We start from the raw sequence: 16,673 nt of genomic DNA on the forward strand, positions 1-16,673 counted from the left end.
TCCTAACGAAGAGAACCCCTCGCACACCCGCCAGAGCCCGCTTATCCTTGCTGCCTTCCGGCCCTGGGGAGGTTCACAGGATGACGCCGCGCGAGGGGTCCACCGACAGTCTAGCGGGATGCGGCAGTGCTCGCTCCACGCTCGCTCCGGGGAAATGGTGGTCTTCACACGTCCGGAAGTCCGGTAAGCTCGTCGGCGGAGGATTCGCCTAGTGGCCGAGGGCGCACGCTTGGAAAGCGTGTAAAGGGCAACCTTTCGGGGGTTCAAATCCCCCATCCTCCGCCAGCCCAGAAGGGGTGTGCCGTGATCACGGCACACCCCTTCTGGCGTTCGGGTCCCAGGTGAGCCCTCGGCGCCTTGTCCTGGATCCGCTATGAGCCCGCAGGCCGTAACGACCCCTCCCCACGGGCACCTCAACGGTCACACCTACCCCCATTCGTGGAGTGCCGTCGCTCTGCGCCTTTGAGACAGCCTGCTGACGATCGGGAGCTGCACCATCACTCCTAGAGCCGTCCTAGATCGGATACCGGCCCGATGTGGGCGAGCTTGTCGGGGTTGGCCACCGCGTGGATCGCGCGAACCACACCTTCAGCGATGTCGAGCTCGACCACCCCGATCACGCGGCCTTCGGAGTCGTACTTGACAGCGCCCGGGCGGCCGTTGATCGAGGCCGGCCGGAGGGAGACGCCCAGGGTCCCGCCCCGGCGGAACACGCCGAGGAGCAGCCGTATGACAGCCGACCGCCCGGCCAGACGACTCCCGAAGGCCCGCGCCTTGCCGCCCCCGTCCCCGTGGAGCACCACGTCAGGTGCGAGCAGGCCGAGCAGGGCGTCCATATCGCCGCCCTCGGCGGCCACGAAGAACCTACGCGCGAGTTCCTCGCCTTCCGCCCGGCGCTCGCGGGACAGCGCACTGCCCTCGACCTGCCCTCCGGCGGCGATGTGCTGCCGGGCGCGGGCGAAGATCTGCCGGCAGTTCGCCTCGGTCTTGCCGATGATCCCAGCCACCTCCGAATAGCCGTACCCGAACACCTCGCGCAGCATGAACACGGCCCGCTCCATCGGCGAGAGCGACTCCAGCAGCACCAGGAAGGCCATCGACAGCGAGTCGGACAGCTCAGCGTGCTCGGCCGGTCCGGGCAGGTCGGCGAGCACGACGACCGGCTCCGGCAGCCACTCGCCGACATAGGTCTCCCGGAGCACCCGCGCCGAACCCAGGTGGTTGAGGCTCAGTCGCGTCACGGCCGTGGTCAGGTACGCCTTCAGGTTGTCGATCACGGTCCCCGCCTGGTACGCCCGAGTCAGGCCGAGGAACGCGTCCTGCACGATGTCCTCGGCATCGCCCACGGACCCGGTCATCCCGTAGGCGATGGAGAACAGCAGCGGCCGGTAACCGAAGGCCTCTTTCTGAGCTGTTGATCCAAGCACGGAATTCCTCCCCGACTCGCGTACGGCCGCGATGACGTACCGCAGGGTAGCCGCGCAGGCCCGCACGGGAGGGGAGACGCACGTCACATTCGCGGCCGTCACAGGCCGGCGGACTGCCTTGTCCTAGAGGGGCGACAACGGAACAACGACAAGGAGAGCACGATGGATGCTCGCTTGAACCTCTTCGGCAACCCGGTCGCGGGCAGGTCTCTGAAGCACATCGTGGCGGCGGGCAAGGTGGCCGCGGAGTCGGCGCTGCCGTCCGTGACGCGCGAGCTGGTGTTGCTGCGCGTCAGTCAGATCAATGGGTGCGCGGTCTGCGTGGACATGCACAGCAAGGACGCCGCGCACGCAGGGGAGACATCCACCCGTCTCAACCTGGTCGCGGCCTGGCGGGAGGCCACGGTGTTCACCGAGGCCGAGCGCGCCGCCCTGGAGCTGGCCGAGCAGGGTACCCGCATCGCTGATGCGGCCGGTGGCGTCAGCGACGAGGTCTGGGCGAATGCCGCCAAGCACTACGACGAGGACCAGCTCGCCGCCTTGGTGTCCCTCATCGCCCTCATCAACGCCGTCAACCGCGTGAACGTCATCACCCGGCAGCCCGCCGGCGACTACCGGCCCGGCCGGCATGGGTGACGAGCAGGACCGATACGCCTACAGCCCCTTGTCAGGAGAAATCTCATGAATGTCGCTCTGTGGATCTGCGCCGGGTTGCTGGCCGTCGTCCTCCTCATCGGTGGCGTCGGCAAGCTGATCGTGCCCCGGGAGAAGATGGCCGCCATGCGCGGCGCGGGATGGACCGCGGACTTCAGCGTCGGGTTCCTGAAGATCCTCGGCGCCATCGAGGTCCTGGGAGCGGTGGGACTCGTCCTGCCCGCCGTGACCGGCATCGTGCCGGTTCTGGTGCCGGTGGCGGCGGTCGGTGTGGTGCTGCTGATGGTCGGCGCGATGGTCACGCACCTCCGCCGTGGTGAGGTCATGTCGGCCGCGGGGAACCTGGTCTACCTTGCCCTGGCAGCCTTCGTCGCATGGGGCCGCTTCGGCCCCGAATCCTTCATCGGCTGACCGGGCAGCGGGACGGCGCCGGGATGGCCGTGCTGGAGGGCGAGTTCCCGTGGCACCACCACGACGAGGACGAGCTCTTCCTGTGCTGGGACGGCAGCACGGTCAGGTTCGCCAGATGTTCAGGCAGCGGGCCATGATCCGGAACGGGACGGCCCTGCCCTCCAGCTGGTCGACGGTGCCGGCCAGGTGGAGGTCGAGCTCGGGGCAGTGGAAGAGCCAGGTGCCGGTGACCCCCGAGTGGCCCACGAGCGTGGCGGGGTGGCGGCTCGGCGCGGCCAGGCGGCCCACGGTGAAGAACATGGTGCCCAGCCCGTACGTGAGCACGGGGACGTTGCGCAGGCGGTTGCGCCGCTCGGTGAGGAGGTCCACCGTGCGCGGGTCCTTGAAGAGCTCGCCCTTGAGCAGCGCCTGCTGGAAGGTGAGGAGGTCGCCGGTGGTGCTGATCAGGTCGTTGGACGATCTCACCAGGCCGGGCAGGTCCACGCGGCGGCGCCTGGCGTAGAGGGGCACGGGACGGTCCGGGAGCCCGGTGCTCGTCAGGCCCAGCGGTCCGGTGACGCGGTCGGCGAGCAGGTCGGCGAACGACCGGCCGGTGACCGTCTCCACGATGCGGATGAGCAGCTGGAAGCCGGTGTCGGAGTAGCGGGCCTTCTGCCGGGGGGCGGTGAGGTCCTGGGGCGCGAAGTGCGGGCCCTGCCGCCGGGCCATCTCGATGGCCTCCTCGAACGTCCAGGAGACGTCCTCTCCGGCGGCCAGGTGCTTGAAGAGGCTGGGGCCGTCGCCTCGGTACTCGAAGAAGTCGGGCAGCCCGGAGGTGTGGCTGGCCAGGTGGCGCACGGTGATCTCGGGGGTGCGGTCGACGCCGTCGAGGACGTGGAGCCGGTCGGTGATCTCCGTGGGCAGGTAGGCGGTGATGGGCGCGTCCAGGGCGAGCTCGCCGCGTTCGTGGGCCTGGAGGACCAGCGTGATGATGAACCGCTTGGTCACGCTGGCGACGAAGAACGGCGTGTCGGGGCCCGGTAAGCCGGCGGCGCCGGACCAGCGCCGGTCCCCTCGGGCGACGGCGAGGTTGACGTGGTGGAGGCCGCGCCGGGCGGCGAGCTTGTCCAGCAGGCGGTTCATGCGGGCGTCGATGTCGGCGGGAACCATGAGCGCGACCCCTTATCTCTCGTGGACATCTCTCATAGACATATCTATTAGACATGTCTATGAGAGTCAACAGGGCTAGACTCGGCCGGTGGCCCACGTGATCCTCGGTCTGCTCCTGATCACCCCGATGAGCTTCTACGACCTCATCAAGGCGTTCGAGAGCGGAGTCGCGCTCTTCTACAGCGCCAGCTCAGGCAGCATCAAACGCTCCCTCGACGGCCTGCTCGCCCGGGGGCTCATCGAGGTGGCCAGCGTCGAGGGCGGCCGCGGGCGCAAGGTCTACCGCGTGACCGACGCCGGCCGCGAGGAGTTCAGCGCCTGGATGACGGCGGACCCGGCAGGGCCGGACCTGGAGACCGCGGCGCTGGCCAGGCTCTACTTCCTCGGCCTGGTCGAGCAGTCCGAACGCCTGCCGGTGATGCGCCGCATCACGGCGCGCATCGAGGCGGAGCTCGCCACCCTCACGGACCTCGACGAGCGCCTCGACGCCCTCAACGTCCCCGATGAGCACCGCGACCTGGTCACCCACCAGCGCGCCGCGCTCTCCTACGGCATCGCCTCGGGCCGGTTCATGCTCGACTGGTTCCGCGACCACGCCGAACGACTGAGCCGCGAGACGCCATAGATCCGCCGCCTCCGCCGCATCTATGCGGGTGAGACCAGAGGAGGCCTCTTGCATTCCGACCACCAGAGCGAGTTCGCCGAGTTCGTGTCGGCTCGCTCGGACAGCCTCATCCGGCTGGCCTATGTCCTGACCGGCAACCAGCACGCGGCCGAGGACCTGCTGCAGACCGCTCTGGCGAAGACCGCCGGCCGCTGGCGCAAGATCCGCTCCGCGCCCGAGGCGTACGTGCGGCGGGTGATGTACCACGAGCAGGTCAGCCGGTGGCGCAGTCCGCGCTGGGGCCGGGAGCACACGACGGCGGCCCTCCCCGACCGGCCGCAGACCGAGCGGCCCGACGAAATAGAGACCCGCATCACCATGCAGGAGGCGCTGCGCGCGCTGCCCGCGCGCAAACGCGCGGTGCTGGTGCTGCGTTACTACGAGGACCTGCCCGAGTCGGAGGTCGCCAAGATCATGGGCTGCTCGGTCGGGACCGTGCGCAGCCAGACCCACCAGGCCGTCGCGAAGCTGCGCAAGCTGATCGGCCGACCCGTCACCCTGGAGGCCTGAAGTGGACGTGGACGAGCGGAACATCGCCGAGGAGCTGCACCTGCTGGCCGGCCGGGCCCGGCCGGTCCACCCGCACGCCTACGTCGACCGGGCGCTCGCCCGCTCGGCGCGGCGGCGGCGGACGTCCTGGTCGGTGGCGGGGCTGGTGGCCGCGTGCCTGGTGGGCACGGTCATCGCCTCCCCCCTGGCGGACCTTCCGGGCCTCGGGGGCCGCGACGCCGCCGCCGAGCTGATCAGGCTGCCGGCCAGCACCCCCGAGCAGGCGGGGATGATCCGCGACTGCATGCCCGAGGACGGCCCGGTGCACAACATGGACCCCGGCCGCCGGCTGCCCGAGCAGGGCCGTGTCGAGGACTTCCGGGTGCTGGCGCGCTTCACCGACGGCGAGGGGTCGACGGCGCTGCTCGGCAGCACGGCCGGGTTCGTCTTCTGCACGCCCGTACCGAAGGGCGAACAGGGCGAGCCGGCGGTGTTCACGTACTGGGGCCACAAGGCTCCCGGCGGCCTGGCCGCCGGGCTGACGGGCGACCTCACCGTGGACGCGTACGTGGTGCAGACGGACGAACGCGCCATCCGCAACGAAAAGCCGCGGAGCGGGTACTTCCGGGTCGTGGCCGGTCGGGTCGGGCCGGACGTGCGGCGGGTGGCGATCGAGTGGTCCCCGGGGCGGCAGGCTGACGCGGTGGTGGCGAACGGGTTCTTCGTCGGGCGCGTGCCCGCGACGCACCGCTCCGACCCGCGCAGCCGCCTGGACGCGCTGGGGAAGCCGCTTGAGGTCATCGACACCCCGCCCGTCACCGTGACCGCCTACGACGAGGCGGGCGAGACGGCCGGGCAGGTGCCGGACGTCACCTACCTGTGGACGGGCCAGGAACGCGGGAAGTGACGCCTACGCGGCCCGGACCTCGACGTCGCCGGAGTCGGTGACCATGCGGATCGTCCGGGCCGCCGACGGGTCGTGCGTGGCGCCGACGTCCTTGTTGCCGGAGTCGGACTTGGCGGTGATGTTGTACGACCCGTCCGGCACGCGGATCAGCGCGTTGCCGGAGTCGGACTTCGTCTCCACGCTGTCCGGGGCGCCGGCGAAGGCCAGGTCGATGCCGCCGGAGTCGGTCCTGGCCGCGACCTGCTTGCCGGTGAGCCCGGTGGCCTCGATGGCGCCGGAGTCGCTGGTCACCTCCACCTGCCCGGACAGGCCGCGCAGCGTCACCTCGCCCGAGTCGCTGCCGGCCTTGACGCGCAGCCCGCGCGGGATCTCCACCTTGTAGCCGACCTCGCAGTTCAGGTTGCCCACCCAGCCGCTCGGACAGGTGAACTTGAGCACGAGCGTGCCGTCGTGGACCTCGTGGGTGGGGGTGGGCTTGCTCTTGTTCCAGGTGAGGTGCTCGGTGACGTGCACGCCCTGCCGATCGGACTCGACCACCTCGATCTCGCCCGAGTCGGCCTCGACCTGAAGCGCGGTCACCGTGCCGGTGACGTCGTAGGACACCGTGTCCTCGTGCTGCGGGCCGCCCACGACCCCGCAGCCCACCGTCATCGCGGCCAGCCCCAGCAGGGCCGCGATCGCGCCCGTTCTCTTCAGGTTCATGACGTCGATTGTTCTCGATCGCGCCGGGGCGAACCTCCGGTGAGTCCCTGAGACTTCCCTGAGTACGCCTAGGCGGCGGTCAGGGCCTTGGACCGGTCGGTGGCCATGCGGATGGCGATGATGCCCAGGACGGTGCCGGTCACGTACCTCTGCACGCGGACCCACAGCGGGCGGCGGGCCAGGAACACGGCGAGGCTGCCGGCGGTGAGCACGATCAGCGCGTTGACCAGAGTGCCGACGGCGATCTGGGCCGAGCCGAGCACGAGGCTCTGAAGCAGGATGCTGCCCTGGGCCGGGTCGATGAACTGCGGGAGCAGCGACAGGTAGAGGATCGCGATCTTGGGGTTGAGCAGGCAGGTGAACAGCCCCATCGCGAACAGCCGCCGCGGCGCCTCGACGGGCAGTTCGCGGGCCTCGAAGGCGGAGGTGCCGCCGGGCTTGACCGCGTTCCAGGCCAGCCAGAGCAGGTAGGCGGCGCCGGCGAGCTTCAGCGCGGTGTAGGCGGCGGGCACGTACGCGAAGACGGCGGTCAGGCCGAGGCAGGTGGCGGCCAGGTAGGTGGAGAACCCGACGAAGACGCCCCCGAGGGAGATGAGGCCGGCTCGGCGGCCTTGGGAGATCGACCGGGAGACCAGATAGATCATGTTCGGTCCCGGGGTCAGCACCATTCCCAGAGAAATCAGCGCGATTCCTACGATTCCGGTCGACATAGTCGCATGTTACTCAGGACGGCTTTCTGGGAAGCGGACCAGCCCCAGGAAAGGGGCGCGCATGGATTTCAGGGACGACGTCAACCTCGACGCCTCGCAGGTGCAGGACGCCGGCGGCCGAGGCGGCGGCGGCCGGTTCCCCGGCGGCCCCGGCGGCATGGTCATCGGCGGCGGCGGCATCCTCACGCTGATCGCGTTCGTCGTGTTCGCCCTGCTCGGCAACGTCGGCGGCGAGCCCGAGCCCGCCCAGCGGCAGCCGCCCGCCAACCTCGCCGAGCAGTGCCGCACCGGCAGGGACGCCGACCAGAGCGAGAAGTGCCAGGTCGTCGGCGTGGTCAACAGCATCCAGGACTACTGGAAGAAGGAGCTGCCCGAATACACGACGGCCAAGACCGTCCTCTACACGGGCGGCGTCCGCACGGCCTGCGGGGCGGCCGACTCCTCCGTCGGGCCGTTCTACTGCCCCGGCGACCAGCGCGTCTACCTGGACCTGAGCTTCTTCGACCAGCTGCGCACCCAGTTCGGCGCGCAGGGCGGCCCGTTCGCGCAGGCGTACGTGATCGCCCACGAGTACGGCCACCACGTGCAGAACCTGCTCGGCGCGCTGGAAGGCGGCGGTTCGGTGGCCACCGAGCTCCAGGCCGACTGCTACGCCGGCGTGTGGGCCAGGAACGCCTACGAGGGCGGCTTCTACGAGCAGCGGTTCACCGACGCCGACATCGCCCAGGCGCTCGACGCGGCGGCGGCCGTGGGCGACGACCGGATCCAGCGGCGCAGCGGCGGCCGGGTCGACCCGGAGTCGTTCACCCACGGCAGTTCGCAGCAGCGCGTGGCGGCTTTCCAGGTCGGCTACAACACCGGCCAGCCCGGCCGATGCACCCCCTCCGACCTGCTGTGACGGCCGTCGAGAGCGCATGTATTCGAAATCTCTCCTAAAATGAGGGGGGTGATCTTCAAGCTGGTCGGCGATGGACGGCCTTATCCCGAACATGGTTTGTCCAACCGCGAGTGGGCGCAGATACCGCCGCGGCAGGTCCGGCTCGACTCTTTGATCACCACGAAGGCCATGCTGGACCTGCATTCGCTGCTGGCCGCCGACTCGACCTTCTACGGCGACCTGTTCCCGCACGTGGTGCAGTGGCAGGGCGACCTCTATCTGGAGGACGGCCTGCACCGGGCGCTGCGCGCGGCGCTGCACCAGCGATCGATCCTGCACGCCAGGGTGCTCGAACTGCCGAGCTGAAAAGGGCCGCGAATCCGCGGCCCTTTTTCGTGTCCGGAAACACGAAGAGCCTCCCCGCGGGGAGGCTCTTCGTCGTGAGCGGTGGTGGTGGGATTTGAACCCACGGATGAGTTGCCCCATCACACGCTTTCGAGGCGTGCGCCCTCGGCCACTAGGCGACACCACCGCCGACGAGCTTACCGGATCCGCCGAGTGCCGAAGAACTTCTTAAGGATCTCGGAGCTCTCCTCGGCCAGGACGCCCATGACGACCTCGGGCCGATGGTTGAGCCGGCGGTCGCGGACCACGTCCCAGAGGGACCCGGCGGCCCCGCCCTTCTCGTCGACGGCCCCGTACACGATCCTGTCGACGCGGGCCAGGACGGCGGCGCCGGCGCACATCGTGCAGGGTTCGAGCGTGACGACGAGCGTGCAGCCGGTCAGGCGCCAGCTCCCGAGCAGGCGGCCGGCGGCGCGCAGCGCGAGCACCTCGGCGTGCGCGGTGGGGTCGGCGCTCGCCTCGCGGTCGTTGCCGGCCTCGGCGAGGACCTCGCCCCGCGGGCCGAGCACGACGGCGCCGACGGGGACCTCGCCGCGGGCGCCGGCCGCGGCGGCCTGGGCGAGGGCCAGGCGCATCGCGGCCTCGTGGCTCATCTCAGCCGGTCGAGCTCGTCGGCGAACGACAGCTTCTCGGCGAGCACGGAGAGGATGTCGGCGGGCAGCATGCCCTCCTCCATGCTCAGCTCCAGCAGCTCCTCGGAGCTGACGCCGAGGTCGGACAGGAGCTCGAAGTCCCCGGCGGGGCGGACGCCGAGCTCGTTGCCCTCCTTGTCGGGCACGACGCCGGCGAACTCGGCGAACAGCTCGCCCAGGTGGTCGGCGGGCACCGCGTGGGCATCGGAGAGGAAGACCCGGGGCTCGTCGTCGTCGCGGTAGCGGACGATGGCGAACCACTCGTCCTCCACCTCGACACAGAGCAGCGCCAGCTCGTCGCCGGCCAGGCCGAGCGCCTCGGTCACGGCGTCGCCCAGGTCGTCGACGATCTCGGCGTCACGCAGGTCGACCTCGGCGCCACTCCAGCCGCCGGCGGTCTTGACGAAGGCCGCAGAGAAGGTGTTGGCCGCCATGTGCGCTCCAGGGGGTCAGTCGAAGACCGATTCGATGGCACGCTCGAACGGCTCGGAGAAGCCCAGCCGTGCGGCGACGCTCGACAGCACCTCGTCGGGCAGCAGGTCGACGTCGCCGGACAGGATGCCCAGCTCCATCTCGTCGAGCCCGAGGTCGGCGAAGATCGACAGGTCACCGGCGGGCAGCGCGGTGTCCTCGTCCTGCAGGATCTCGTCGAGCTCCTCCTCGTCGGGCACGGGCACGTCGAGGTAGTCGAGAACCTGCCTGGCCAGCGGGAAGTCCCACGACGCGGCGATGTCGGAGAGGAAGACATCGACCCGATCGCCGAGCACGCGCAGCGCCACGAAGAACTCATCCCCCACGGCGACCAGGCCAATCGTGCCGCTCTCGCTCGGCTGCTGGCGCAGGGCCTTGATCAGGCCCTGGAGGTCGGACGTGAGCGCGACCGGCAGCAGCTCGGCGTCCCAGCACTCGTCCTCGCGGTAGACCACGATGGCGAAATCGAGCGCGTCTTCGTCTGTCATCGCCATCGCCATCCCCCACAGCCGGCCCTGTCGGACCATAGCCTCTAGCCGGTTTCCAATCGTTCCAGAACCGGCCTGCCGTCGTGTGCCGCTCCGACCAAATTGTGATCAAAACCAAGACCACAACGTGCCGGTACGTGTCACACAAGATAGCGTTGTCCCTTATGGAAACCCTCGTCGTCGACCATCCGCTCGTGGCGCACAAGCTCACCACGCTGCGCGATGTCCGCACCGACTCTCCCACCTTCCGCAGGCTCGCGGACGAGCTGGTGACGCTGCTCGCGTACGAGGCCACCCGCGACGTCCGCGTCACCGACGTGACCGTCCAGACCCCGGTAGCCACGGCCAAGGGCGTGCGGCTGGCCAAGCCGGCGCCGCTCGTGGTCCCGATCCTGCGTGCCGGGCTCGGCATGCTGGAGGGCATGACGCGGCTGCTGCCGACGGCCGAGGTCGGCTTCCTCGGCATGATCCGCAACGAGTCGACGCTGCAGGCCGAGACGTACGCGACGCGGCTGCCCGACGACCTGTCCGGGCGGCAGTGCTACGTGGTCGACCCGATGCTGGCCACGGGCGGCACGCTGGCCGCCGCGGTGCAGTTCCTGTTCGACCGGGGGGCCGTGGACGTCACGGCGCTGTGCCTGCTGGCCGCCCCCGAGGGTCTGGCGTACATGGACAAGGTGTTCGCCAGCTCCGGCAAGCCCGTCCGGGTCGTCACGGCGGCGCTCGACGAGCGGCTGAACGAGAACGGCTACATCGTCCCCGGCCTGGGTGACGCGGGCGACCGCCTCTACGGAGTCGTCTGAACGACCCACGCGCTGCGACCTCTTCGTTACATACTGTACTTGTGTGGGTACCTAGAGTGAGGAAGGCAACTTCCGCAGGGCGTGGGGGAGCACGATGAGCGTTATTCAGACCGCCGGGGTGGCGTCGTGAGCACCGAGGCGGATCCGAGCCCGTACTCGGAGGTGGAGACGGCCCTGTGCGAGGAGTTCGCGGGCGTCCACTCCTCCGCGACGGTGACGCGCTGCGTCGAGGCCGCTCATTACGGGGCGCTGGAGGTCACCGGCTATGCCCACCCCAGCCTCGTCGAGCGGATCGCCCGCAAACACCTCCACGTCCTCGCTCTGGTGGCCAGTGACCGAGGCTAGGCAAGATCATAACTAGCTCGCCAAGAGCACCTTTACCCCGGCAACAGGGTGGGTAATGTATACGGCGGGTGTAGTGGGTAAGTGGTACGGAGGCGACAGTGCAGGTCAAAAAAGTCCTCACATACGGTGGTATCGCGTTTGTCGCGTACTACCTGTTCGCGCGACCAGCGGACGCCGCTGACGCGGTCAGAGGGGCGTTCGACACCGTGTTCAACGCGGCCGACTCGCTGGCTCAATTCGTGAACAACCTCGCATGAGACTTGTGACCCACGGGGACTCTGCTCCGTCGTCGGTCAACCGTTACCTACTCCCCCACGAACAACAGGTCATCATGGTGCGGCGTCACCCAGCCGTGCTGCTCCGTCCGGTCGCCGAGGTCTTCGGCGGCCTGATCATCGCCGGGCTGCTCAGCCGATTCTTCGGCGGCGGCGAGGGGGGCGGCACGGCCCTCGTCGTCGTGTGGTGGCTCTGGCTGCTGCTGCTGATCCGTTTCGTATGGAAAGTCGCGGAGTGGTCGGTCGATTACTTTGTGGTGACCTCGAAACGGATGCTCTTGACCACCGGCCTGATCACGCGCAAAGTGGCGATGATGCCGTTGGCGAAAGTCACCGACATGAGCTTCCAGCGATCTCTGCTTGGGCGCATGCTCGGCTACGGAGAGTTCATCCTGGAGTCCGCCGGCCAGGACCAGGCACTGTCCAACGTGGAGTACATTCCGTATCCGGAGACCTTGTACCTGGAGGTCTGCCAGATGCTATTTCCTGGCAAGGATGACGGAGACGATTAATCTCCAGGTGGGGAATTCTTCACCCGGGGATACCAGATTCGGCTACTTCGTGCAATCATTGCGTGTTGTTGACCCTTCCCCGCCTTGAGAGATGAGATGCCGAGTCAGGGAACCATCGGTGACCGCGTCCGAGGATTGCGGCTGAACAGGCGGATGTCGCAGGCCCAGCTGGCCGGACCCGACCTGTCGGACAGTTACGTCTCGCTGATCGAGTCGGGCAAGCGCACGCCGACTCCCGTCGTCGCCCGTCTCCTGGCCGAGAGGCTGGGATGCACCACCGAGTTCCTCCTGCATGGGATCGAGCCTCGGCAACGGATCGACACCGAGCTCGGGCTCCGTCATGCCGAGCTGGAGCTGCAGCACGGTGACCCGGTGGTGGCCGCCGAGCGCTACACGGAGATCGTCAAGGCGGCCGACGAGGAAAACGCCATGCTCACGGCGCAGGCCCGCTTCGGCAGGGCCCGTGCGCTGGAGGCGCAGGGCCGGCTCGGGCAGGCCGTCGAGGCCTTCGAGCGGCTGCGCCGGGAGGCCGCCGCGCATCCCGAGCGCCTGGCCGACCTGCCGCTGACCATCGCGCTGAGCCGCTGCTACCAGCGGGCCGGCGACCGGCTGCGCGCCCGTGACCTGGCGGTCCGCGCGCTGGAGCAGGCCGAGCGCATGTCCATCACGCAGGGCGAGATCGCCGTCGACCTGGCCGCCGTGCTGGTCGAGGCGCGCGGCGACCGCGAGGGCCACTCCGCCGAGCTGGATTACGTCAAGAAGGTGCTCGATCTCAGCGAGGCGCCCGATGATGTGGACCGTTCCGGAGAGGTGCGCTCGCTCTGGCAGGCGAGCAACGCGGCGGCCGCGGGCGAGGACTCCGCGCTGGCCGTCCGGCTCGCCGACGACGCCATCAACGCCGGCCGTCAGCGACGGCTCGCGCTGCAGCTCGCCCGTACGGCGATGCACTGGGCGCGGCTGGCCACGGCGCCGATCGACGAGGCCGAGCGCCTGGTCGAGCAGGCGGCGCGGACGTTCGGCGCCCACCCGGGCAACGAGCGCGAGCACGGCGAGAGCCTGATCGCGCACGCGCGGGTCCGGCTGCGGGCCGACGACCTGGTGCGGGCCGGCGAGCTCGCGTCGCAGGCGCTCGATCTGCTGCGTGACGTCCCGGGCACGGCCACGGCGGAGGCGCACCTGCTGCACGCCACGGTCGCGATCGGCCTGGGCGGCGACCCGTCGGCGCATCTGGGGGCGGCCCACACGCTGCTCGCCGGGCGCAACCGGCAGCCGTTCGGCTCCGACCGGCCGGCCGCGCGCTGCTGGCGTGAGCTGGGCGACCTTTACGGCCAGGTGGCGGACCGAGCACAGCAGACCGCCGCTTATCGTAAGGCGCTGGAAGCCGCCGGGGTCCGTTCCATGCTGGCCGGGCTGACCGCCGATTCCACAGTTTCCCGCTGAACCTACCCTCCGGGGGCTCCAGCATTTAGCGGCTGGAATACACTAGGGTTTCCCAGTCATTGACTCATAGGATGATTGGTTTCCCCCGGAGGAGGCGGACTGTGAGTCTGCGTACGGCGCAGCGGGCTTCGCTCGTCGACCAGGTGATCGACCAGCTCAAGGAACAGATCACCTCAGGGTCGTGGCCGATGAACGGCAAGATCCCGACCGAGACCGTGCTCGCCGAGCAACTCGGAGTCGGGCGCAACACCGTTCGGGAGGCCGTACGCGCGCTCACCCACGCCGGTCTCCTGGAGTGCCGGCAGGGCGACGGCACCTACGTACGGGCGACCAGCGAGCTCTCGGGGGCCATGCTCAGGCGCCTGCGGCAGGCCGAGCAGCTGGAGATCTTCGAGGTGCGCCGCGCGCTGGAGGTCGAGTCGGCCCGGCTGGCAGCCACCCGCCGCACCGACGAGGACATCCGGCTCATCGAGGCCGCGCTGGCCGAGCGTGACCGGGCCTGGGAGCTGGACGACCCCGACCGGTTCGTCGAGGCCGACCTCGCCTTCCACATGGCGGTCGCGCACGCCACCCACAACCTGGTGCTCATCGACCTCTACGAGGACTTCTCCGCGGCGCTGCGGGCCAGCATCACCGCGGCGGGCACCTCGCTCAACAAGAGCTACATCCCGCATGACGCGATCGCCCGCGCCATCGCCGCCGGCGACGTCAGCGCCGCCGAGCGGGCCGGGCACGCCTGCATGGAGCACATCCTCATCGCCCTGACGGAGTCTGAGCCGTAGGAGCTCAGGGCCTGAGCCTGTCGGCGTGGTCGGCGGCGAACTCCTCGAAGGAGCGCGCCGGACGGCCGACGACGCCGGCGAAGTCCTCGGTGGTGTAGTCGCCCCAGCCGCTCGCGTAGGCGCGAGCGTATTCGGTGTTGACCGCCGCGTCCCATTCGCGCAGCCCGGCGCCCAGCATCGCCTCGTAGGCGCCTTCCGGGGAGACCGGCTCGTAGCCGATGGGCGTGCCGTAGACGGGGGTCAGCCGGGAGGCGGCCTCGCGCAGCGAGATGCTCTCCGGCCCGGTGAGCGTGTAGGTCCTGCCCCGGTGCGCCGACGGGTCCGCCAGCACGCGGGCGCCGAACTCGGCGATGTCGCGCACGTCGATCAGGCCGATCCTGCCCTCGCCGGTGGACCCGTACAGGGTCGTGCCGTTGATCGAGCCGAAGAGGTTCTGCATGAAGAACGCCGGGCGGATGATCGTCCAGTCGAGCCCGGAGGCGGTCAGCTCCACGTCGGACAGGGCGTGCAGGCGGCCGTTGCGGGTGGGGGCGTCATGGGAGGCGCCGATGGCCGACATGCGGACCACGTGGCGCACGCCCGCCTGACGGGCGGCCCAGACGGCGTTCATGCTGGCGTGGGGCGCCTGCGGGCCCATCGCGGTGAGCAGCCAGAGCGTGTCGACGCCCTTGAACGCGGGCTCCAGGGTGTCGGGCCGGTCCAGGTCGCCGGCCACCGCCTCGACGCCGTCAGGCGCTTTGGCCAGGTCGCGGACGAGCACGCGGACGTCGTCGGTGCTGGGCAGGGCGCGCAGCAGGGCACTGGAGACGGTGCCGGTCGCGCCAGTGATCAAGATCGTCATGTCGGCTCTCTCTCATCAGGCGGAACCGGTGCGTCCCGCTCATGCAGCCAACGTATAGTAAGAAATAATGACGGTCAAGTTTGGTGACTAATAGGAGGATGTGGCCGTGCGCCGCAGTGACAACAAGCAAGCCGACCCCGACATCGGGGTCCTGAGCAGCCGCATGCTCTTCCGGCTGCAGCGAGAGCTCTTCTCCACCCTTGCCGAGCAGGGGCATCCGCGGCTCAGGCCGCGCCACGGGGCCGTGCTGGCCTACCTGAACGAGGAAGGCAGCCGGGCCACCGACCTGGCCGCCCTGTCGGGGCAGCACAAGCAGGTCGTCGGCACGCTCGTGGACGAGCTCGTCGAGCTCGGCTACGTGGAGCGGCAACCCGACCCGGCCGACCGCCGGGCCAAGCTCATCGTGCCCACCCGCAAGGGGCTCGACGAGATGGCCCGCTCCGACGCGATCGTGGCCGCCATCGAGGACCGCTACGCCGAGGCCGTCGGCGAGGAGACCTACGCCGAGTTCAAGAGGGTCTTCAGGCTGATCTCAGCTCAGCCGTAGCGACATCACCAGGTAGCGGAAGGCGGGCTCGGCGTCACCGGGCACGTCCTGGATCAGGGCGGGCCTGGTCGGCGACTCCATGTTGATGCGCGCCAGGTCGGTCTCGATGCCGACGAGCCCGTCGAGGATGAACTGCGACTGGAAGGCGATCTGGATGTCGTCGCCGCGCAGCTCGCACTCGACCACCTCCGAGCCCCGGCCGATGTCGCCGCCGCCCGCCTGGATGCGCACCTGGCCCTGGCTGAACGACAGGCGGATCGCCGTGTTGCGCTCGGCCACCAGCGCCACCCGCTTGATGGCCGCCACGAACGGCGCCACCGGCACGTCGGCCCGGATCGACCAGTCGGCGGTCAGCCGGGTGCGGTAGTCGATGAACTGCTCGTCGAGCAGCCGCACCGTGGTGCTGCGCCCGACGCTCTCGAAGCCCGCCACGCCGTCGCCGAACGCGACCGACACCTCGCCGCCGCGCAGCGACTTGGCCACCTCGACCAGCACGCGGGCCGGCACCATGGCCGAGACCGAGGCGGTGGGGCTGGCCGGACGCCAGGCGAACTCGCGGGCCGCGATGCGATAGCGGTCGGTGGCCGCCATCGTGACGAGGTCGCCGTCGACGTCGACCCTGATGCCGGTCAGCATCGGCAGCGTGTCGTCGCGGCTGGAGGCCGGGGCCACCTGGCCGACGGCCGAGGCGAACACGCCGCCGCCGATCGCGCCGATGGCGGGCGGCATCGCGGGCAGGCTCGGGAAGTCCTCGACGGGCATGGTGATCAGCCCGAACTCGGCGCTGCCGCAGGTGAGCACCGCCTCCTGGCCCTCGGTGACCAGCTCGACGTCGTCGGCGGGCAGGCTCCTGCTGATCTCGGCGAGCAGCCGGCCGGGGATCAGCACACTGCCGGACTCGGCCACGTCGGCGTCGACCAGGGCGCGCGCCGACACGTCGTAGTCGAACGCGGACAGGCTCAGCTCCTCGCCCGCCTCCAGCAGGAGCCCGGAGAGCACGGGCGTCACGGGCCGGCTGGGCAGGACCCTGGCCGCCCACGCGACCGCGTCGGCCAGCACGTCACGGTTAACCCGGATTTTCACCTGATCCACCCTTTCTTCGCGGCCTGCCCTCTAGAAAATAGCCGAGCCTACCGACAAAG

At 69.8% G+C, this 16,673-nt stretch carries 22 protein-coding genes, 2 tRNA genes and 1 other RNA gene; 14 read left to right on the top strand and 11 right to left on the bottom strand.

Going from position 1 to position 16,673, the window contains the following annotated elements:
- Positions 1-6: 6 nt before the first annotated feature.
- Positions 7-104: signal recognition particle sRNA small type (ffs, locus tag AB0J53_RS04135), an RNA gene on the bottom strand.
- A gap of 93 nt (positions 105-197) precedes the next feature.
- Here ffs and AB0J53_RS04140 point away from each other — a divergent pair.
- Positions 198-285 (top strand) — tRNA-Ser (locus AB0J53_RS04140).
- A gap of 218 nt (positions 286-503) precedes the next feature.
- Here the strand turns inward: AB0J53_RS04140 and sigJ are convergent.
- Positions 504-1,427, bottom strand: coding sequence for an RNA polymerase sigma factor SigJ (sigJ, locus tag AB0J53_RS04145; protein WP_364168439.1), 924 nt, complete (start codon positions 1,425-1,427; stop codon positions 504-506).
- 162 nt (positions 1,428-1,589) lie between these two features.
- Here sigJ and AB0J53_RS04150 point away from each other — a divergent pair, with 162 nt between their 5' ends.
- Positions 1,590-2,063, top strand: a complete 474-nt coding sequence (locus tag AB0J53_RS04150; RefSeq protein WP_364168441.1) for a carboxymuconolactone decarboxylase family protein — start codon at positions 1,590-1,592, stop codon at positions 2,061-2,063.
- Positions 2,064-2,108: 45 nt separating this feature from the next.
- Complete coding sequence (locus tag AB0J53_RS04155) at positions 2,109-2,492, top strand: DoxX family protein (protein ID WP_364168443.1); 384 nt, start codon at positions 2,109-2,111, stop codon at positions 2,490-2,492.
- 102 nt (positions 2,493-2,594) lie between these two features.
- Here the strand turns inward: AB0J53_RS04155 and AB0J53_RS04160 are convergent, their stop codons facing one another.
- Positions 2,595-3,641: a serine hydrolase domain-containing protein gene (locus AB0J53_RS04160; protein ID WP_364168445.1), complete on the bottom strand. Its 1,047-nt coding sequence runs from the start codon at positions 3,639-3,641 to the stop codon at positions 2,595-2,597.
- Between the two features lie 88 nt (positions 3,642-3,729).
- Between AB0J53_RS04160 and AB0J53_RS04165 the strand changes: the two genes are divergently transcribed.
- Genes AB0J53_RS04165 through AB0J53_RS04175 form a run of 3 tightly spaced genes read left to right on the top strand, consistent with a single transcriptional unit; the run spans position 3,730 to position 5,701 of the window.
- Complete coding sequence (locus AB0J53_RS04165) at positions 3,730-4,266, top strand: helix-turn-helix transcriptional regulator (protein WP_364168447.1); 537 nt, start codon at positions 3,730-3,732, stop codon at positions 4,264-4,266.
- Between the two features lie 48 nt (positions 4,267-4,314).
- Positions 4,315-4,815 (top strand): SigE family RNA polymerase sigma factor, encoded by a 501-nt coding sequence (locus AB0J53_RS04170; RefSeq protein WP_357592599.1) that lies wholly within the window; start codon positions 4,315-4,317, stop codon positions 4,813-4,815.
- A gap of 7 nt (positions 4,816-4,822) precedes the next feature.
- Positions 4,823-5,701, top strand: a complete 879-nt coding sequence (locus AB0J53_RS04175; RefSeq protein WP_364168449.1) for a hypothetical protein — start codon at positions 4,823-4,825, stop codon at positions 5,699-5,701.
- Between the two features lie 3 nt (positions 5,702-5,704).
- On the opposite strand, the gene AB0J53_RS04180 is transcribed toward AB0J53_RS04175, so the two are convergent.
- Together AB0J53_RS04180 and AB0J53_RS04185 are read right to left on the bottom strand one after the other, a co-directional pair.
- The gene (locus AB0J53_RS04180; RefSeq protein ID WP_364168451.1) at positions 5,705-6,403 is read right to left on the bottom strand and encodes a DUF4097 family beta strand repeat-containing protein; all 699 of its coding nucleotides are present in this window, start codon (positions 6,401-6,403) and stop codon (positions 5,705-5,707) included.
- Between the two features lie 68 nt (positions 6,404-6,471).
- The gene (locus AB0J53_RS04185) at positions 6,472-7,113 is read right to left on the bottom strand and encodes a LysE family translocator (protein ID WP_364168452.1); all 642 of its coding nucleotides are present in this window, start codon (positions 7,111-7,113) and stop codon (positions 6,472-6,474) included.
- A 61-nt stretch (positions 7,114-7,174) separates the two neighbouring features.
- Between AB0J53_RS04185 and AB0J53_RS04190 the strand changes: the two genes are divergently transcribed.
- Both AB0J53_RS04190 and AB0J53_RS04195 read left to right on the top strand, forming a co-directional pair.
- Positions 7,175-8,011, top strand: coding sequence for a neutral zinc metallopeptidase (locus tag AB0J53_RS04190; RefSeq protein WP_364168453.1), 837 nt, complete (start codon positions 7,175-7,177; stop codon positions 8,009-8,011).
- 48 nt (positions 8,012-8,059) lie between these two features.
- On the top strand, positions 8,060-8,356 hold the full coding sequence (locus tag AB0J53_RS04195) for a type II toxin-antitoxin system VapB family antitoxin (RefSeq protein ID WP_219508180.1): 297 nt from the start codon (positions 8,060-8,062) through the stop codon (positions 8,354-8,356).
- A gap of 79 nt (positions 8,357-8,435) precedes the next feature.
- On the opposite strand, the gene AB0J53_RS04200 is transcribed toward AB0J53_RS04195, so the two are convergent.
- The 4 genes from AB0J53_RS04200 to AB0J53_RS04215 all read right to left on the bottom strand — a co-directional run bounded on the left by AB0J53_RS04200 (position 8,436) and on the right by AB0J53_RS04215 (position 9,992).
- A tRNA-Ser gene (locus AB0J53_RS04200) sits at positions 8,436-8,522 on the bottom strand.
- A gap of 10 nt (positions 8,523-8,532) precedes the next feature.
- A complete protein-coding gene (gene tadA / locus AB0J53_RS04205) occupies positions 8,533-8,988 on the bottom strand; it encodes a tRNA adenosine(34) deaminase TadA (protein ID WP_364168455.1) in 456 nt (151 codons plus the stop codon).
- Entirely contained in the window at positions 8,985-9,461 is a 477-nt protein-coding gene (locus AB0J53_RS04210) for a tRNA adenosine deaminase-associated protein (protein WP_219508178.1), read from the bottom strand. Before AB0J53_RS04210 ends, tadA begins: the two co-directional genes overlap by 4 nt.
- A 15-nt stretch (positions 9,462-9,476) precedes the next feature.
- On the bottom strand, positions 9,477-9,992 hold the full coding sequence (locus tag AB0J53_RS04215; RefSeq protein ID WP_219508177.1) for a tRNA adenosine deaminase-associated protein: 516 nt from the start codon (positions 9,990-9,992) through the stop codon (positions 9,477-9,479).
- Between the two features lie 158 nt (positions 9,993-10,150).
- On the opposite strand from AB0J53_RS04215, the gene upp reads away from it, so the two are divergent.
- The 5 genes from upp (at position 10,151) to AB0J53_RS04240 (ending at position 14,143) form a co-directional block, all read left to right on the top strand.
- On the top strand, positions 10,151-10,789 hold the full coding sequence (gene upp / locus AB0J53_RS04220; RefSeq protein WP_219508176.1) for a uracil phosphoribosyltransferase: 639 nt from the start codon (positions 10,151-10,153) through the stop codon (positions 10,787-10,789).
- 126 nt (positions 10,790-10,915) lie between these two features.
- Entirely contained in the window at positions 10,916-11,134 is a 219-nt protein-coding gene (locus AB0J53_RS04225; RefSeq protein WP_219508175.1) for a hypothetical protein, read from the top strand.
- Positions 11,135-11,387: 253 nt separating this feature from the next.
- Positions 11,388-11,921, top strand: coding sequence for a PH domain-containing protein (locus AB0J53_RS04230; RefSeq protein ID WP_219508174.1), 534 nt, complete (start codon positions 11,388-11,390; stop codon positions 11,919-11,921).
- Between the two features lie 96 nt (positions 11,922-12,017).
- Positions 12,018-13,361, top strand: coding sequence for a helix-turn-helix domain-containing protein (locus AB0J53_RS04235; protein WP_364168458.1), 1,344 nt, complete (start codon positions 12,018-12,020; stop codon positions 13,359-13,361).
- 101 nt (positions 13,362-13,462) lie between these two features.
- The gene (locus AB0J53_RS04240; RefSeq protein ID WP_219508172.1) at positions 13,463-14,143 is read left to right on the top strand and encodes a FadR/GntR family transcriptional regulator; all 681 of its coding nucleotides are present in this window, start codon (positions 13,463-13,465) and stop codon (positions 14,141-14,143) included.
- 4 nt (positions 14,144-14,147) lie between these two features.
- On the opposite strand, the gene AB0J53_RS04245 is transcribed toward AB0J53_RS04240, so the two are convergent.
- Positions 14,148-14,984, bottom strand: a complete 837-nt coding sequence (locus tag AB0J53_RS04245; protein WP_364168460.1) for an SDR family oxidoreductase — start codon at positions 14,982-14,984, stop codon at positions 14,148-14,150.
- 106 nt (positions 14,985-15,090) lie between these two features.
- Here AB0J53_RS04245 and AB0J53_RS04250 point away from each other — a divergent pair, with 106 nt between their 5' ends.
- Entirely contained in the window at positions 15,091-15,531 is a 441-nt protein-coding gene (locus tag AB0J53_RS04250; protein ID WP_364168461.1) for a MarR family winged helix-turn-helix transcriptional regulator, read from the top strand.
- Here the strand turns inward: AB0J53_RS04250 and dnaN are convergent.
- Positions 15,517-16,614, bottom strand: a complete 1,098-nt coding sequence (dnaN, locus tag AB0J53_RS04255) for a DNA polymerase III subunit beta (RefSeq protein WP_219508169.1) — start codon at positions 16,612-16,614, stop codon at positions 15,517-15,519. The two genes, AB0J53_RS04250 and dnaN, sit on opposite strands and share 15 nt — an antisense overlap.
- Between the last annotated feature and the right edge of the window lie 59 nt (positions 16,615-16,673).

It is taken from the genome of Nonomuraea sp. NPDC049725 (genome assembly GCF_040674795.1).
Lineage (GTDB): Bacteria > Actinomycetota > Actinomycetes > Streptosporangiales > Streptosporangiaceae > Nonomuraea > Nonomuraea ceibae.

What these genes read in the sequence shown, in the direction of transcription:
- AB0J53_RS04150 (WP_364168441.1), top strand. Translation starts at nt 1,590, where the DNA reads ATGGATGCTCGCTTGAACCTCTTCGGCAACCCGGTCGCGGGCAGGTCT.
- AB0J53_RS04155 (WP_364168443.1), top strand. Translation starts at nt 2,109, where the DNA reads ATGAATGTCGCTCTGTGGATCTGCGCCGGGTTGCTGGCCGTCGTCCTC.
- AB0J53_RS04160 (WP_364168445.1), bottom strand. Translation starts at nt 3,641, where the DNA reads ATGGTTCCCGCCGACATCGACGCCCGCATGAACCGCCTGCTGGACAAG.
- AB0J53_RS04180 (WP_364168451.1), bottom strand. Translation starts at nt 6,403, where the DNA reads ATGAACCTGAAGAGAACGGGCGCGATCGCGGCCCTGCTGGGGCTGGCC.
- AB0J53_RS04185 (WP_364168452.1), bottom strand. Translation starts at nt 7,113, where the DNA reads ATGTCGACCGGAATCGTAGGAATCGCGCTGATTTCTCTGGGAATGGTG.
- AB0J53_RS04190 (WP_364168453.1), top strand. Translation starts at nt 7,175, where the DNA reads ATGGATTTCAGGGACGACGTCAACCTCGACGCCTCGCAGGTGCAGGAC.
- tadA (WP_364168455.1), bottom strand. Translation starts at nt 8,988, where the DNA reads ATGAGCCACGAGGCCGCGATGCGCCTGGCCCTCGCCCAGGCCGCCGCG.
- AB0J53_RS04210 (WP_219508178.1), bottom strand. Translation starts at nt 9,461, where the DNA reads ATGGCGGCCAACACCTTCTCTGCGGCCTTCGTCAAGACCGCCGGCGGC.
- AB0J53_RS04215 (WP_219508177.1), bottom strand. Translation starts at nt 9,992, where the DNA reads ATGGCGATGACAGACGAAGACGCGCTCGATTTCGCCATCGTGGTCTAC.
- upp (WP_219508176.1), top strand. Translation starts at nt 10,151, where the DNA reads ATGGAAACCCTCGTCGTCGACCATCCGCTCGTGGCGCACAAGCTCACC.
- AB0J53_RS04230 (WP_219508174.1), top strand. Translation starts at nt 11,388, where the DNA reads ATGAGACTTGTGACCCACGGGGACTCTGCTCCGTCGTCGGTCAACCGT.
- AB0J53_RS04235 (WP_364168458.1), top strand. Translation starts at nt 12,018, where the DNA reads ATGCCGAGTCAGGGAACCATCGGTGACCGCGTCCGAGGATTGCGGCTG.
- AB0J53_RS04245 (WP_364168460.1), bottom strand. Translation starts at nt 14,984, where the DNA reads ATGACGATCTTGATCACTGGCGCGACCGGCACCGTCTCCAGTGCCCTG.